The 16,707-nt window shown below is 41.2% G+C and carries 15 protein-coding genes; 2 read left to right on the top strand and 13 right to left on the bottom strand.

The window, feature by feature from the left end; all coding sequences use genetic code 11:
* Positions 1–668: 668 nt before the first annotated feature.
* From AC4HAO_RS01575 to prfB, 13 genes are all read right to left on the bottom strand, one after another.
* Positions 669–1,208 carry a VanZ family protein gene (locus AC4HAO_RS01575; protein ID WP_491134365.1) on the bottom strand — a complete coding sequence of 180 codons (540 nt, stop codon included), beginning with the start codon at positions 1,206–1,208 and terminating at the stop codon, positions 669–671.
* Positions 1,208–2,314 (bottom strand): dual-specificity RNA methyltransferase RlmN, encoded by a 1,107-nt coding sequence (gene rlmN / locus AC4HAO_RS01570; RefSeq protein WP_491092468.1) that lies wholly within the window; start codon positions 2,312–2,314, stop codon positions 1,208–1,210. Before rlmN ends, AC4HAO_RS01575 begins: the two co-directional genes overlap by 1 nt.
* Positions 2,315–2,316: 2 nt before the next feature.
* Positions 2,317–2,892: a YutD family protein gene (locus tag AC4HAO_RS01565; RefSeq protein ID WP_491134364.1), complete on the bottom strand. Its 576-nt coding sequence runs from the start codon at positions 2,890–2,892 to the stop codon at positions 2,317–2,319.
* Between the two features lie 195 nt (positions 2,893–3,087).
* Positions 3,088–4,173 carry a SepM family pheromone-processing serine protease gene (locus AC4HAO_RS01560; protein WP_491092470.1) on the bottom strand — a complete coding sequence of 362 codons (1,086 nt, stop codon included), beginning with the start codon at positions 4,171–4,173 and terminating at the stop codon, positions 3,088–3,090.
* On the bottom strand, positions 4,163–4,654 hold the full coding sequence (gene coaD / locus AC4HAO_RS01555) for a pantetheine-phosphate adenylyltransferase (protein WP_491092471.1): 492 nt from the start codon (positions 4,652–4,654) through the stop codon (positions 4,163–4,165). The genes AC4HAO_RS01560 and coaD overlap by 11 nt, the downstream gene beginning before the upstream one ends.
* Positions 4,644–5,183: a 16S rRNA (guanine(966)-N(2))-methyltransferase RsmD gene (gene rsmD / locus AC4HAO_RS01550; RefSeq protein ID WP_491092472.1), complete on the bottom strand. Its 540-nt coding sequence runs from the start codon at positions 5,181–5,183 to the stop codon at positions 4,644–4,646. Before rsmD ends, coaD begins: the two co-directional genes overlap by 11 nt.
* 48 nt (positions 5,184–5,231) lie before the next feature.
* Positions 5,232–6,317: an MmcQ/YjbR family DNA-binding protein gene (locus AC4HAO_RS01545; RefSeq protein ID WP_491134363.1), complete on the bottom strand. Its 1,086-nt coding sequence runs from the start codon at positions 6,315–6,317 to the stop codon at positions 5,232–5,234.
* Between the two features lie 956 nt (positions 6,318–7,273).
* Positions 7,274–8,266, bottom strand: coding sequence for an aspartate--ammonia ligase (gene asnA / locus AC4HAO_RS01540; RefSeq protein ID WP_491092474.1), 993 nt, complete (start codon positions 8,264–8,266; stop codon positions 7,274–7,276).
* 536 nt (positions 8,267–8,802) lie between these two features.
* A complete protein-coding gene (locus AC4HAO_RS01535; protein WP_491134362.1) occupies positions 8,803–9,444 on the bottom strand; it encodes a DUF2812 domain-containing protein in 642 nt (213 codons plus the stop codon).
* Between the two features lie 31 nt (positions 9,445–9,475).
* Complete coding sequence (locus tag AC4HAO_RS01530; RefSeq protein WP_491134361.1) at positions 9,476–9,790, bottom strand: PadR family transcriptional regulator; 315 nt, start codon at positions 9,788–9,790, stop codon at positions 9,476–9,478.
* Positions 9,791–10,446: 656 nt separating this feature from the next.
* Positions 10,447–11,361 carry a permease-like cell division protein FtsX gene (gene ftsX, locus AC4HAO_RS01525; RefSeq protein ID WP_447452424.1) on the bottom strand — a complete coding sequence of 305 codons (915 nt, stop codon included), beginning with the start codon at positions 11,359–11,361 and terminating at the stop codon, positions 10,447–10,449.
* On the bottom strand, positions 11,354–12,046 hold the full coding sequence (gene ftsE, locus AC4HAO_RS01520; RefSeq protein ID WP_447452425.1) for a cell division ATP-binding protein FtsE: 693 nt from the start codon (positions 12,044–12,046) through the stop codon (positions 11,354–11,356). The genes ftsX and ftsE overlap by 8 nt, the downstream gene beginning before the upstream one ends.
* A 22-nt stretch (positions 12,047–12,068) precedes the next feature.
* Positions 12,069–13,167 (bottom strand): peptide chain release factor 2 gene (prfB, locus tag AC4HAO_RS01515; RefSeq protein WP_491092476.1). Its coding sequence is split into 2 segments (ribosomal slippage): positions 12,069–13,094 and positions 13,096–13,167, totalling 1,098 coding nucleotides; the frame shifts between segments, so codons are not numbered across the junction.
* A gap of 172 nt (positions 13,168–13,339) precedes the next feature.
* On the opposite strand from prfB, the gene AC4HAO_RS01510 reads away from it, so the two are divergent.
* Entirely contained in the window at positions 13,340–14,197 is an 858-nt protein-coding gene (locus AC4HAO_RS01510; RefSeq protein WP_491092477.1) for a metallophosphoesterase, read from the top strand.
* 451 nt (positions 14,198–14,648) lie between these two features.
* A complete protein-coding gene (locus tag AC4HAO_RS01505; protein ID WP_491134421.1) occupies positions 14,649–16,424 on the top strand; it encodes a glycerophosphoryl diester phosphodiesterase membrane domain-containing protein in 1,776 nt (591 codons plus the stop codon).
* The last annotated feature ends 283 nt before the right edge of the window (positions 16,425–16,707 follow it).

The raw sequence follows: 16,707 nt of genomic DNA, 5'->3' as shown, positions 1-16,707 counted from the left end.
AGCAATCTTCGGGTTAAAGTCCTGGTCGCTTAGTACTTACTAACTTGCACTGCACTGGTGATTTACATGGTTGTAAAGTCCATCCGTATAAGTCAAGAAATTCAGATGGGGGGTGCAGTCCCAAATCCAGTGAATTTACTAAGGCTAAAAACTTAAAAAGTGGCCTTTCTCCCCAAGAGCAAGGCACATTTACTAACAGAATTCTAGTGACTTTCAAAGAGTGTCCATTTTTTTAGTTTTAGCCATAACAAGAGTCTGAGACAAAAGTCCAGACTCATTAGTATATTCTAAGTTTACTAAATTGATACAGTAGAGGGAGTAAGACGTGTTGGCTATGCTAAGAAGTCTTACCCCTAACAGTTCATTAGGTGCTTTGGTACCAATGAACCACTGCTGATTGGCGACCCTTATCTTGTGGAGCTCAATCCCATTTTCAAGCGCTACCTTAGTGGACTGTTTAACGCGACCACGTAAGTGATAGCTCCAACAGCTAGGGAAACTTGTTGGAGGTTAGCTAATACCATGAACTCTGTTCATCATATTTCCAGACTGCCAAAGCCTGCCACCTAAAAACAAGAAAGTGGTAGAGATCTGAGCCTTAAAATGGGAGAGCAAAGAAAATCAAAATCGTGATTCCATCACAATTTACTGATTGAGTCTCTCTCTGTTTATTTCTTCTTATGTGACAATGTCTTAACAATTATAAATTGTAACACAGGCAGTAGCCACAGAGCAACTAATCCGCCTAAGGTATTAAAGATAAGATCATCAATTTCAAAAACCCGATTAAAATTAAAGAGCAGATCCAAGAGAATCTGAGTAGACTCGATGAACAAACTCATAAGAAAGCTCATCACTAAGACTAAACGCCAGCGGCGCCACCTTTTAAACAGTGCCAAAAGCCCCAGCAGGACAGGAGTCAGTAAAAAGAGATTGCTGAAATTCTGCCCCATGACCCAAAAAAGCTCCTTTAGAGTATCTAGCTGTCCAATACTGATAAAAGAATTAAAGGGTACCAGTAAGACAGGAACCCGACCCAAGTAATGGATATTAGGCGTTTCAACTCCAGTCATTTCAAATGGCTGGGGAGCAAAACACAGATAGATCAGACAGAGACCGTATCCTGTCAACAGGAAGCAAGTAAGCTTATATCCTAAATCTGTAACTTCCGCCTCCCCATCAAACAACCGTTCTAAAATTTTAGTCATTAGTTAGCAGCCCCTGCCACTGCTTTTTGGCGATCGCGCTTCATCGTATTAGAGCGAAGTTGACCACAGGCCGCATCAATATCAGTACCATGCTCTTGACGAACCACACAGTTGACGCCATTTTTCTTAAGAACATCATAGAAAGCATCCACACGGTCCTTGGTTGAGCGACTGTATTGATCATGTTCAGATACAGGGTTATAAGGAATCAGGTTGATATAGGAAAGTTTGCGGATAGATTGGGTTAAGTCAGCCAGTTCTTGCGCATTTTCAGGAGAATCATTGACCTCATTGAGCATGATATATTCAAAGGTCACTCGACGGTTGGTCTTCTTGATATAGTATTCGATGGCATCAAAGAGCTTTTCTAAAGGGAAAGACCGATTGATACGCATGATACTGGAACGTAAGTCATTGTTAGGAGCATGCAAAGACACAGCCAAATTGACTTGAATACCTTCATTAGCAAACTCACGAATCTTGTGAGCCAAACCTGATGTCGATACTGTAATATGACGAGCACCGATGGCTAAGCCGTTATCATCATTGATGGTATGCAAGAACCTAATAACATTATCATAATTGTCAAACGGCTCACCGATCCCCATAACGACAACATGACTGACGCGATCGCCTTCACCACGGTCATCCAAGTATTTTTGCACCAGCATAATCTGAGCAGTAATTTCCCCATTGTTAAGATCGCGCTGCTTTTTAATCAAACCGCTGGCACAAAAGGTACAGCCGATATTACAGCCGACTTGGGTAGTCACACAGACAGATAAACCATAGTGCTGCCGCATAAGTACCGTCTCAATCAGCATGCCATCCGGCAACTCGAAAAGATATTTGATAGTCCCATCGGCGGATTCTTGAACGATGCGCTGTTTAAGAGGATTAAAGCAAAAATTCTCTTCTAAAACAGCGATGAACTCCTTAGAAATATTAGTCATTTCTTCAAATGATTGGACGCGTTTTTTATAGAGCCAGTCCCAGATTTGAGTGGCCCGAAATTTTTTCTCACCGTGTGCCATAGCCCAATCAATCAACTCATCTCGAGTTAGTCCGTAAATTGACGGCTTCACGGCAATCCCTTCCTTAGTCATATTCAATTTTCCTTCTTTCTAATCGTGAAATGCTGATGGTAGTTTTCCTCTTTTGAATCGTTTATTTCCTGCTTCTTTTTGCTTCCCCTTTTATTAAAATGACGATGCGACTGACTATTATCATCTCTCACCTTAAAAGAAGACTCATTAGGATTAATTGGGGAGCGGGAAGAGCGACGCTTGCGGTTATCGCGGCGGCGACGACGATCTCCCTCATCAGACTTCACTTCTCTTGGTTCAGGATTAGCCAGCAGGAAATAGGCGCAGCCAAAATTACAATACTCTTTCAGGTAGTCATCAAGACGGCTAATTTTACTATCCGTTTTGACAACTCTATCATCCTTATAAAATCCCCTTAGGCGCAATTCATCACTGGACCAATCACCGAGAATATAGTCGTATTTAAGCAAAATTTCCGAAAAACGCTGCTGGAAATTCTCCAGCTTAAAACCCTCCCGATAATTATCGACCAATTCCAGACTGATCCCATCAGACTGAATATGATTATCAAAAACCACAAAACTTGGCCCCGGAAATTTATTATAATTTAACATTTCAGGGGAAATTTCTCGTCTCATCGGCTTCCCTTCTTTCAGCAGTAATCTAACACTAGTAGTTCCATTAACCTTATTATTATACACTATTTTGAATCAGATATAAAATGGCAGGTAATATAGTGACTAAAGTCAGCTTGGGTAGGTCAATAATTTCAGGTGGAGAATATAAAATCAGAGAACCAAAAAATCACGACCTTCACCGTGATTTTGATTTTTTTATTTCTTCAAGTAATCAATAGCATCTTGTGCAGTTTTAACTGGAACAATTTTCATGTCAGAGTCGATATCTTTAGCAGCCTTCTTGGCTTCTTCATAGTTATTTCCTTTAGGGTAGTACTGTTCTTCATTCTTTTTAATAGGATTATCAGGAACAAAGAAGATCTCCGCTCCTGATTTATCAGCTGACACCACCTTTTGTGAAACACCGCCGATATCACCAACGCTTCCATCTGGTTCAATAGTCCCTGTACCTGCGATCTTGCGCCCTTGCAAGAGGTCTTCCTGATTGAGCTGGTCATAGATAGACAGGGTGAACATCAGACCCGCACTGGGACCACCAACGCCTTCCGTAGAAAATTTAACCTTTTGTTTGGAACTAACTTCGGTATGATCTGTCAGCGAGATACCAATACCATTCTTGCCGTTTTTTAGCTTAACAACCTTACCGTCAGCTGATTTTTTCTGATTTTTGCGCGTGTATTGAACGCTGACTTTGGAACCACGCTTGAGCCCACTAACATACTTTACCAAGTCCTTTGAATTTTTAAAGGTCTTGCCATTGACTCCTGTCACCGTATCAGCAATCTCTAAAACTCCTTTGAACGTTGAATTATCTGCAATATCCAAAACATAGACACCCTTGTAATCCATATGAACCTTCTTATCAGAAAGCTTCATAGCTTGGTAAACAGCCGTATTCTGGGAATTCTCCATATAATATTGATTCATTAATTCAAACTCCTTGGTACTGGCACCACCAGTCATCTCATCATCAGAGACAACATCCGTATAGGGTGTCAGCCAAGCATAAAAAAGCTGAACAGGAGTTCCCCGCCGTACCTCTACAGCTACAAAATTATAAGAGCCCTTACTCTTATTAGCTTTACCGTCTACAGTTACAACTTGGTTGATGTCATAGGCTCCCCCCGGAACCTCTACATAGTAGGGTAAAGGGGCAAAGAGGCAAAAAATAAGCAGCAGAAGTAAGCTGCCCAGTAGACCACCTAGCAGCCACCACTTAAAGCGTTTAACAAAGCCGCTGAAACCCTGATACTGCTCATTTTGAGCGTAGCTAATCGTCATTTTGTACTTTCTCCAATTCTAAGGCAACTGCTTCAGGAACATAAGGGCGTACATCTGCCCCAAAATGAACTAGTTCTCGAATACGCGAAGAACTAATCTGTGAATACTCGGGAGAGGACAATAAATAAATCGTCTCCAGCTGGGGGGCTAAGTCATGATTGAAATAGTCCAGACTGGTTTCATAATTAAGATCCTGAGTATTTCGTAAGCCACGTATCAAAATACCAGCCCCAATATCTCTAGCAACTTCCACGGCCAGCTTATCATGCGAGGAAATGACGGAAATATTAGGCAAACCAGCAACCGCCTGTTCGATTAAGAATTGCCGCCTGTCCACACTAAAAAAACCTGGCTTTTCCTGATTAAAAAAAATTCCTACATAGAGATGATCAACAAGGTGACTAGCCCGCCTAAACAAATCCACGTGGCCATTAGTGACAGGATCAAAAGATCCTGTAAATAAACCGATTTTATCTGACATAAATTGTTACCTTACTAATTCCATATATTTTCTGTTTCCATGTATAAAACTGGCCAATATTCTGCGGCAAGACGACAGCCTTGTCAGTCTCGCAGACAATCATCACATCCTCGGACAAGAGATTAAGCTTCTCTAAACTGAGGATATTTTGAACTATTTCTTCCTCTGCGTAAGGAGGATCCAAGAACACTAAATCAAAGGGCCCCGTCAATAGCCGCAAGGCTTGTTGAGCCTTCTTTTTAATCAGATAGAACTGCCCTTGCGATTTGGTTATCTTAATATTATCTGCAATAATGGCCTGAGCCCTGGGATCCTTCTCTACTAAAACAGCTTCAGTCATCCCACGAGATATCGCCTCGATCGAAAGACCTCCGCTACCAGCATATAGGTCTAAGACGCGGCCACCATTAAAAAATGGGCCAATCATACTATAAATAGCTCCCTTGACCTTATCAGAGGTCGGCCTAGTTATCTTGCCTGGTAAAGTCTTTAAAGGACGACCACCAAATCTTCCAGCAATAATTCTCATGTTCACTATTATATCAAAATTTATCAAGCATGCCGCCAACAAAGTATCCTAGCCTTTTAGCTGATTGACAACATGGTCAATTAGCTCCTTAGTCATGCGTCTGGGACCGCGAACCGTTTTAACTCCTTGTTCTTTAAGCAGATCCATAGGCAGTTCCCAATCTTCAAAAGTCTTAACCCTCTCAATTTCCATCAAGGCCTTAATGTCCGACCGATCGCGGTAACTTTCATTAGGAATATAAGTCTCTAACACACGGCAGGCATAGCGCACTGCCTTTATAGGGGCAGTCATATAAATAAAGACCCAGTCTCCCTTTTGAATCTGCGCCTTCTGCGTCCATTTAATCCTATCACTAGCCGCAAACTCTGCATCAATATCATAATATTTAGGATTAGCAGGAATCAGCCAGTAGTCGGGACCGCTTATTGATTTATAGCCTTTAGGTCCAACCAAAGATCGGCTCTGTTCTACGAGTTCAAATATATGATTATCTGATAAGCTGTCATCCAAAACAATAGAAATCCACGATTGCTTATTCATGTGATAGCTAGAATAAATACCATTTATCTGCAGCAAATCAGGTAAACGCTCTTTGGCAATCTTAATATTAATCACCTCTACCTGACGCTCTAAATCTCTTTCAGCTAAACGATTATCGTCTTTAATCAATTTCCCAAATGCAAGGGGGAAAAGTAAGGCATACCATTTTTGATTAGCAGGGTGACGAAAGGCAGCATATTGAGGATATTTAGCAAAGGGATAGTCAAATTGGTCACCAAATTTTATCGCTAGATGATGGGCTAAGCGATTGGACTGCGGAAAATCAAAAGGATGCTCATCAAAACAGGCTTGTGCAATATCCTCTAAGAGCGCACCGTAAGCCTCTCGAACCTGACCAACGTAATGACCCACACCCGCAGTTACGTGAATAGCTGTATATTCCTCACCCAAGTCTTTATCAATCAGGCAGCCACTCACACGACCATTCCTTGCTATATTAATCTGAGCCTCAAAATCCCCTTCCATAATATCAGCAGCATAAGAATAACCTGTCTGCGTCTGATAAAAACCATATGCTATCAATTTGTGCTCATCAGGAGTTTTACGCCTAAAAAATTCATCTTCAAATGCCATTTTTTCTCCTTTACTAAGATACAAAGGGCGTCAAAAGCGACTAGGATTTTAGGAAGGTGACGCTGTGTGCTGGCACACAAGGAAGCTTATCTAAATCCCGAGCTTTTAGCCCGTGTTCAATTATCAAGATACAAAGGGCGTCCGCGGATTAAGCAAAAATAGGAGGTTCGACGAAGACGCTTGCGTCTAGGAAGAAACTATCTTTTTTGCACAAGCCGCAGCCCGTGTTCAATTATCAAGATACAAAGGGTGTCCGCGGATTAAGCAAAAATAGGAGGTTCGACGAAGACGCTTGCGTCTAGGAAGAAACTATCTTTTTTGCACAAGCCGCAGCCCGTGTTCGATTATCAAGATACTAAACCGTCAAGCGTTCCAAAGGAATTTAGGAAATGGAGTGACGATTCATTAAGAATCGAGCGACATTTATCTAATTCCACAGGAACGTAGGCGGGTTCGATTATTAAGATACCAAGCCGTTAAGCGACTCAAAGAAATTTAGGGAGCCGGACGAAGAAGCCCCGAAGATTCTAGGAAGGCGAGTCTAATTTCACAGAGTCGTAGGCGGGTTCAATTACCAAGATACGGCAGAGGCTTGTTATCTAAGTGCTTTACACTTGATAACAAACGCCAATCACTATGGTGAATTGGCTACCTCTCCCACTAACTCCGTTTGGTTAGTAAAATCGACTAGCCAAACTTCATGTCGCTAAGCCGTTAAGCGTCTCAAAGAAATTTAGGGAGGCTGACAAAGCCCCAAGCTTCAGTCTTTTTCTGTTTTACTAATATTGCTTTTTAATTCCTAAGTTGAGCTTTACCGAGAAACCATATATTCAAAAGTACAAAAACCCATTATTTTGAGTTTTAAAGGGTATGAGCATGGAAAATGGATCTGTTTCTTATTATAACATTTATAAAAAAAAACAAACAGGCCTGCCCAGCCCGCTTGCTTTTATGGTCTACAAAATATTATCAAATTCTTCACGTACCTGATCTGGCCAAACACTGGATTGGACTTCACCGATATGCTTTTTGCGCAAAAGATACATAGCCATACGCGATTGTCCAATACCGCCGCCAATAGTTAATGGAAAGAGACCATTAAGCAGAGATTTATGCCACTCCAACTGCAGCCGCTCTTGATCGCCGGTAATCTCAACCTGGCGTTTAAGCGCTTCCTCATCCACCCGGATTCCCATAGACGAAAGTTCAAAGGCGTGCCCAAGCGCCTCATTCCAAACTAAAATATCACCATTTAAGCCGTGGTAACCCTCTTCTGACTCAGATGTCCAGTCATCATAGTCTGGTGCGCGGCCGTCATGCGGCTTACCATCTGCTAGCTCCCCGCCGATACCAATTAAGAAGACGGCACCGTACTCCTTGGTAATGGCATCCTCACGTTCTTTGGGCGTCAAATCAGGGTATTTTTCAACCAATTCCTCAGTGTGAACAAAGGTAATCTTCTTAGGCAATACAGCGTCAATATCAAAACGTGCTTCAACGGCCAACTCAGTCAGGCGAATAGCCTTGTAGACTTGCTCAACGGTTTCTTTGAGATAAACAATATTGCGACGACCATCAGGAATAACCTTCTCCCAATCCCATTGATCAACATAGACGGAATGGATTTGATCCAAAGAATCTTCATCGGGACGCAGAGCCTTCATATGAACAAAGAGCCCCTCACCTTCATTGAAACCAAAGCGCGCCAAAGTATGACGTTTCCATTTGGCTAGAGAATGAACAACTTCATAAGTCTCGTCAGGAATTTTGAGGACATTCACACGCACAGGATTTTCCACCCCACTCAAATTATCTTGCATACCATCTCCGACTCGGCTCAAAATAGGCCCTTGTACTTCGACGATATCAAGCTTATCAATCAAATATTGAGTGAAGGTATTCTTCACAAAAGAAATCTCCTGCTGTTGATGAATGAAGCTCTTCTTCATAGGCTTTCCCTCCTTAAACTACGAGACTTAATCTAACTCTATCAAACCTGCAAAAAATATAAGTATTTTCAATAGATTTGGAGTCAGCACATTATGCCCGCTAAAAGTAATATGACCATATTATACTCCTATTTACCACATAAGAAAAGAGTTTTTTGAAAATTCCTGAAATAGATTTTCAAAAAGAGTAGGTCATAAAATACAAGTAACAGTAACTTCTAGAGCCCGAAAACTTTGAAAATCTAATCCTTCTTTCTAAAATGGGAATCAAACCGTCTCAAACGAATAGGGAGAAAAGTAGAGTTAACTGGGTTTTTAAACTGAAATATGACAATGAAAGCCAACAAAGCAAGGTACTACCCTGAATTACAAATTTCCTGTCAAACTTAGTCACGATAGGCCTCATCACATGAATCTCAGTATTTCTAAATAAGAAAACAAAAGCGGCATAAACAGACATAAGATACCAATATACAATCATGCAATCTATAAGGTTAGAGATTAAAGAATCACGATTTGGCAGAAATCAATTTTCCTTAACCGCGATACTGCTTGTAGCTACTGAGACAGACTTTTACATAGCCTAATGAAATTAAAAGATAAATAATAGCAAGCGTTGGGGTCCTAAAAAGGATAACAAACGGTGTTTCAAATAAGAAAGAAAACCAGAAGGAGGTCCCCCTTAGCTGCCACAGACCAGGGGTTAAATACTGTTCTTTCACGTTCATAAAGGAAAACAAAAAATCATTGTTGGCCTTGCTGATAAATTCCATAAGTGCTAATAAGAAGAAAAATAGCGCTAAGCCACCTAGGTTAGATATTATCCTCTTTTGTAGAGCTCTTTTAGACTCTTTATCTGAAAAAATATTATCACTACTATCCTGAGCATTTGTTTGTATCTTTAAAAAATATTTTTTTCCTGCCCACTTATCACCGTAAATGAATTTCCATCCACTGTCATTAAACAGGGTCAAGTATTCCTGAAAATCCTCCCTCGTCATTTTACTCCTAAAGTCTAACCTGACTGGTTTAACAAAGTCTTCTTCATGTAACTTTTCAAAGGTGTATCTAAAAAGTAATGGATTTACCGCAGTGAGACGATAGCCACCTTTTTGAATAGCATTTATCCATTCTTCCTCTTGTTTTAAATTATAAAAGAATACACGATATTTCTTCATAATTTGCCCCTTTCTAAATCCTTCCTGTATATTATTTTTTATCCAAGTTATTTGCTATGGTCACCATTTTTTTCAATCGCTGGATCTCTAATTCCAGTATTTCTCTACCAGCTGAAGTTATTTGATAGACTTTCCGACGTTTATCATTACTTGGAACTGATTGAATCCATTGTAGTTTGAGAAGATTTTCAATAGCACCATACATTGTCCCAGCAGCTATCCAAACATCGCCATCACTCATCTCATCAACCTTCTGCATGATGGCATAGCCATGAGCCGGTTCAAATAGAGCCAATAAAATATAATAAGTCGTTTCCGTTAAGGGAAGATTCTTATTGCGCCTCATGTTTTGTCCTTTCTAATATTATATCGTTCAACTATACAGTTAAACTTTATAGTGATATTATATACAGTTAAACTATATATGTCAACTGTATAATCAGCCACCAACTAAGCTGGTGGTTCTCTTGTTTTTCTCTCTGAGAAAAACTGACTGGAAACCGTAAGAAAAAGAGTCTGGGACAAAAGTCCAAACCCTTAGTAGATACTCTAGATTTATCAGATTGGCGCAGTGATTGGGGGTAAGACTTGTTGGCTATGCCAAGAAGTCTTACCCCTGCACAGTTCATTAGGTGCCTTAGCTCCAATGAACCACTGCTGATTGATGGTCCTTATCTTGGGGCGCTTCCCTATCTTAGGCACCCCCTTAAACAGTCCAGTGGACTGTTTAACTACCACCCAAGTGATAGCTCCAACAGTTTGGGGATAGACTGCCAAAGCCTGCCATCTAAAAACAGGAAAGTGGCAGAGGCCTGAGCCTCAAAATAAGAGAGCGAGGACAATCAAAATCGTGATTTTGCCACGATTACTGATTGAGCCCCACTCTCTGTTCAACTACTAACTGTGATAATGATACACTGAAATCATAGCGTCTTTATGATTATACTCTCTAAATCGAACCGGTACCAACCTAATGGCTACTCAAATATTAACTTTGCTGCCTTAGGCTCTAAGGTAACGACTGATAGAAATCATGGATCCGATAGAACCAATAACAATACCGATTAAAAACAGGCTCCCCACCAGATAGTAAAGGAAGGGGTCAGCTGGGTAAAGGCCAAGGTTTTCAGCTGCCAAAGATGGGCCAATACCATTTAAGCTTGCCTTATAAAGGAAATAAACAACCACGGCCGGCACAATCGCACCTAAAATACCGATCCAAGCTCCCTCAAAGAAGAAGGGTGTTCGAATATAAGAATTCTTAGCACCGACCAAGCGCATAATGACAATATCATCTTTACGAGACATAATAGTAATGCGAATAGTATTAGAAATTAGGAAGATCGCTACTAACACCAAAAGTACTGTACCAGCCGTTCCCCAAGTTCGAATACGACCGACTACCGCAGTTAATTGTTCGGTATCAACACCGCCGTAATTAGCATCATTAACGCCTTCAATTTTTTTAATCTCCTCGGAGATCTTTTTCATGTCATCCGCTGAATCAACTTTAACTAAATACGCATCGTAGAGAGGGTTGTTGGTTTCATCGTAAGACCAAGCTTCCCCATATTCATCCTGCAGATTTTTCAGCTGCTCATTCCGATCGGAGAACTTAATAGATTTGACACCATCAATAGCCTGAATCTGATTATAAATAGTATGATAACTATCATTATTGCTGCCATCAGAGTTTGTCTGATGCCCATCAAAAACATTGGTTTCCATGTAAACATTGATTGTCAGATTATTTTCGACATCGTTCCCCAATTTGTTAATATTGAGCAAGACAGCGGCAAAAAGTCCAACCAAAGCCAGAGTGATGGTTACAGATGACACAGCCGCAAAGGTCATCCATCCCTGCCGCCTCAGGCTAACAAAGGATTCTTTTAAGTGGCGGAAAAAACTACTAATCATTGTAACCGTACTCCCCTTTCTCTTCGTCACGGACAATCTTACCTTCTTCCAAGGCTAAAACACGATGCTTATGAGTATTGACAACCGTACTATTATGAGTTGCCATCAAGATCGTTGTTCCTTGTTCATTGATACGTTCTAAAAGGGTCATAATCTCCTCAGAAATTTCTGGATCTAAGTTACCAGTTGGCTCGTCCGCAATTAAAACTCGCGGATTGTTGACCAGTGCACGCGCAATTGCGACGCGCTGCTGCTCACCACCAGATAGCTGCTTAGGGAAAGAACGTTCTTTGTGTTTCAGCCCTACTAGTCTGAGAACCTCCTTAACCCGTTTTTGAATAATGCGGGGCTTTTCACCAATAACTTCCATCGCAAACGCCACATTTTCATAAACCGTCTTGTGGTTAAGTAATTTGTAATCCTGAAAGACCACACCGATGGAACGACGCAGGATAGGAATCTGTCTCTTTTTGATTTTATTGAGGTGGAACTGTCCAACCTTGATCGAACCTCGGCTAACAGGCTCTTCACGGTAGAGCAGGCGAATCAAGCTAGATTTTCCTGCTCCTGAGGGACCAACTAGGTAAACAAACTCTCCCTGTCGGATATTCAGCGAAATATCCCGCAGGGCCGCAGCACCGCGATCATATTTCTTAGAGACTCTTTTTAATTCAATAAGTGCCATAGTTTTCCTTTCTGAATCTATCTTATTCTTCTATCCGCCATTTGAGATAGGCATCAACGAAGCCATCAAGATCGCCATCCATAACCCGATCAACCTGAGCAACTTCATAACCGGTACGGTGATCCTTGACCATCGTGTAAGGGGTAAAGACATAGGAGCGAATTTGACTGCCCCAAGTAATTTCTTTCTTGTCACCCTTGAGAGCAGAAACTTCTTGCGCTTTTTTCTCCTGTTCCAATTGATAGAGCTTAGATTGGAGCATCTTCATTGCTCGATCACGATTACCATACTGGGTACGGTCTACCGTCGATGCCACAACAATGCCCGTTGGGAGATGGGTCAAACGAACACCCGTCGAAACCTTGTTAACGTTTTGTCCACCAGCACCACCTGAACGGAAGGTATCCATTTTAATGTCATCTTCACGCACCTCTATCTCTATACTGTCATCCAATTCCGGCATGACTTCAACCGATGTAAAGGAGGTGTGGCGACGTTTAGCTGAATCAAAAGGCGATATCCGAACTAGGCGGTGAACCCCCATCTCCGACTTAAGCAGACCGTAAGCATTAGGACCTTCAAAAGAGAGGGTTACTGATTTAATACCGGCTTCATCACCAGCCTGATAATCTAAGGTCTCAACCTTAAATCCCTTGGCATTGCCATAACGTTGATACATGCGCAGCAGCATATCTCCCCAGTCCTGAGCCTCGGTCCCCCCTGAACCCGGATGAATTTCTAAGATAGCATTATTATTATCGTAAGGTTCGGACAAGAGCAAGGCCATCTCGTAACTGGTCATCATCCGATCTAATTTTTCAAGCGTTTCTTCCAATTCTTCCTGAACACTGCTGTCTTCCTCCAGCATTTCTAAATAAAGATCGGACTCCTCTGCTAGCTCTTCCATTTGCTTAAAAGTATCGTATTTTTGCTTAAGTTCATTGAGCTCCTGTGAAGTTTTTTGAGCAGCGATATTATCATCCCAGAAATCTGGCTCTGTCATCTTGTTTTCCAACAAAGCGATGTCTTCTTCTAGACGATCGAGGTCAAAGAGACCTCCTGAAGCTAGTCAACTTCTCTTGATTTTCTACTATTTTTTGACGGATTTCAGCCACTTCCATTAGGTTTCTCCTATCTACTTAGTATCCCTAGTATTTTACCACAAAGCCCTTAAATTTGCCATGTGTTGTATTGTTACTTCTGCTATTTGCTACTACAAAAATGAGACTCGACGATCTGGCTCCCAGACTAAATAGCTAACACCGGAAAGCATTTTTCTGTTACAATAGACCCATGACAAAACTAGCAATTATGAGCGACCTCCACATCGATCTTAACCGATTCAGCGAGTTTGAAATAAGAACTCTTCGCGCAACCTTGATAGATAAAAAAATCGACCACCTTCATATCGCCGGTGATATTTCCAACCACCACACAGAGGTCTCTCTTCCCTTCCTAAACAGTCTAGCTCAGGATTTTGAAGTAACCTATAACTTAGGAAATCACGATATGCTAGACCTATCCGATACTGAAATCGAGACTTTGGATTTCCAAGTTTACAACTTGGGACAGCGGCAGCTTTTAGCCCTTCATGGTTGGTATGACTACTCCTTCTCACCTGAGCCCATTGACCAAATTATACGACGCAAGAAAACATTTTGGTTTGACCGCAGACTGAATCGCTCCTTAGGTGACGCTCAGATTACGGAGCGCATTTTAACAAAATTAGAAGAGCAGCTAAATAAATTAGATACCAGCCGGCTGATTATTGCCATGCATTTTGTCCCCCATAGCCGGTTCACTATGACCCATGAGCGCTTTATGCCATTTAATGCTTTTCTAGGTAGTCAGAAATTTCACCAGCTCTTCTCAGCTTACGGGGTTGCAGATGTCGTTTTTGGTCATGCTCATCGCTCCTACGGTGATACTACTATTGATGGCGTCACCTATCATTCAAGACCTCTGGGCTATATCCGCGAATGGGATTTGACGATCGACTTTGTATCCAACCATCCTGAACTCAACCCTACGGGGACTTGGAATCTCTCCAAACGCTATAATCTCGTCAAAAATAATCCTGATTACCAAGCGCATAAACGAAGCCATCTGTCACAAGAATTAGAGAAATCTATGACTGTATTTGATGGGTAATTATTACAAATGGTTTGGCTCAAAGCTAGGTCATTTTTAATAGTCCGCCTAGCCTTAATAAATTGTCCAGACTTACGTCATAAAATAAATCAAACCTGAACCAAGATTATGTTACAATAATCTTAAAACTATCTATAAATCAATTTGAACTGATTTGATCGCTTTTGAATAAGATCACAATACGACTGGATAGATTTCGTCTGCTGGTTGCCTTGGCCAACTGCGCGAGCGTATGAGTCCTTGCCGCTATTTCAGGCAATCTTGAACTTATAAAGCCCAGGATCTCACAGCCACGGTTGAACCGTATAAATTTATCTGTGTTTGTACCCAAGGATAGTCAGCAGTTGTTTTTTTTCTTGATTTATTGCTGCTTTGACCCTATTTTTCGACCTCTAACTGTCAACCAGATTATTTATCAAATCAGTTTTGTATTCTAAGAGAAGGAGGATTTATCTTGTCGCTGCGATCTTTATTAAAAGAGGTAGGGAAAAATTTGCATACCTATATTTGGGCTTACATCTTGACCAGCATTGTGCTCCAGATTGGCTTAGCTTATGTCGCTAAGGGGATTCTGGCCTTTGTCTTTAACCGTATTCTGCTTTTTGCCGGGATAACCGGTCTCAGCCCTGATGATCTGCCGGATCTTTTTGCACACCCACTAGCCCTCAGTTTTCTATTTATCTACTTGCTACTTTTGGCCAGCATGATCTATTTAGAATTTGCCATTTTAACAGCGACAGTCGCCAACACCTATCAGGGACCTTCCCTAAAGCAGTGCCTGAAAGAGCTTCCCTATAAGCTCCGTCAGCTCCTTGGGCCTCAGTTGTTGATTTTCCTCTGCTATCTTTTACTCATGGTCCCTATTGCTAATCTTGGACTAAATTCAACCCTCCTTGAACACTTTAAAATTCCTAACTTTATTTCAGAAGAACTGGTTAAAACACAAACAGGTAAGGTTTTCTACTGGGCGATGCTTGGACTGGTAACCTACTTAAACCTGCGATTTATCTACTTTCTGCCTCTTTATACCTTAAGTAGCCACAAGCCCAGTCAAGCGCTAAGAGATAGTTGGTTGCTTACTAAAAATCAGCAAATAAAGCTTTTAAGCCTAGTTGGTATCTATACGTTTGGAACTAGTACACTCTTAGCCCTGCTCTACGGTATCAGCATCCCCTTCTTTACACTTCTGGATCCAGATGGACAAAATCTTGTCATTGAAACTTTTTTCTACAGCTTGATGAGGAGCCTGACATTTATCCTTCATACCGCCGTAAAATATGCCATTATCATCACTCTAGTACAGCAGCTCTTCCTGAGTAATGCGCTGTTATCAACAGCTTCACCTACTAAAAGGGAAAGCAGGACAGCAATTCCTAAATGGTCTCGGCCCATCTTTATACTAAGTCTAATCATTTGGATTGCCTCCAACGGCCTCTCTTTATATCTCCTACAGAATACGAATCATCCCCAAATGGTTGCCCATCGTGGGGATGTCAGTCGTGCCGTTGAGAACTCCATCCCTGCTATGCAGGCTGCTCACAAGGCTGGAGCTGATTATTCGGAGATGGATGTCGTTATGACCAAAGATCATCAATTTGTCGTCAGTCATGATGAAAACATCAAACGGCTGACAGGGATTAATAAAAATATTTCTGACATGACCTTAGCCGAAGTCACTAGTCTTAAAACTCACCAAAACGGCTATACCAGTCATATCGCTTCCTTTAAAGATTTTATGACAGCAGCCCAGCAAGATCACCAAAAAATTGCTATTGAACTCAAGCCTTACAACCATAACCCTCAAGTCTTCCTTGATGCTTTTATCAAGGAGGCCAAACAGCTGCATATCACAAAAAACAACAAGATTATGTCACTGGACCGTCAGCTGATTGAAAACCTTGAAACTAAACTGCCTCAGGCTGATACCGGTTATCTTATTTCCCTGCAATTTGGACCAATTCCCGATTATCAGGTTGACTTTTATGCCTTAGAGGAATTTTCTTACAACGATATCACTCTCCTGTCAGCTGCCCAACAAAGAAAACAGCTCTATATTTGGACTATCAACCAAGACAGCCTGATGATGCAATTCCTTCAGAGTCCTATCCAAGGTATTATTACCGACGACTTAAAACTGTATAGAGAGGATAGAGATGACATCGCTAATGACGACAGTTACTTCGATCGTGCCTTAAGACTCTTAAACATTGAGTTCAATGGCTCCTAATAGTGCTTTCTTAAAATCTACTTTTTTCAAAACCTGACTTATAATAGATAGTCCTCTCTGCTGTTATTTAGCCAAAAAAACGCTTGTGAAAAGGAAAAATAAAATCAATCATTGTAAGGCTATCAATTTTCCTTGTTTTCCCTTGCTATTTATTGGGCTCTGTAATTCCTGCGGTGGGTAAATCCCCATCAGAAATTACAGAGCCTTTTTAGGTGATGAATGTTCAATGCTCAGATGCTGGTTTATCCATTCTACTTCAGCTTAACTTTTGTCATCGCAACTT

The organism is Streptococcus sp. ELY_137 (genome assembly GCF_058314515.1).
The sequence above is the reverse complement of the archived record's forward strand: the minus strand, read 5'-3'. Positions and strand labels throughout refer to the sequence as shown.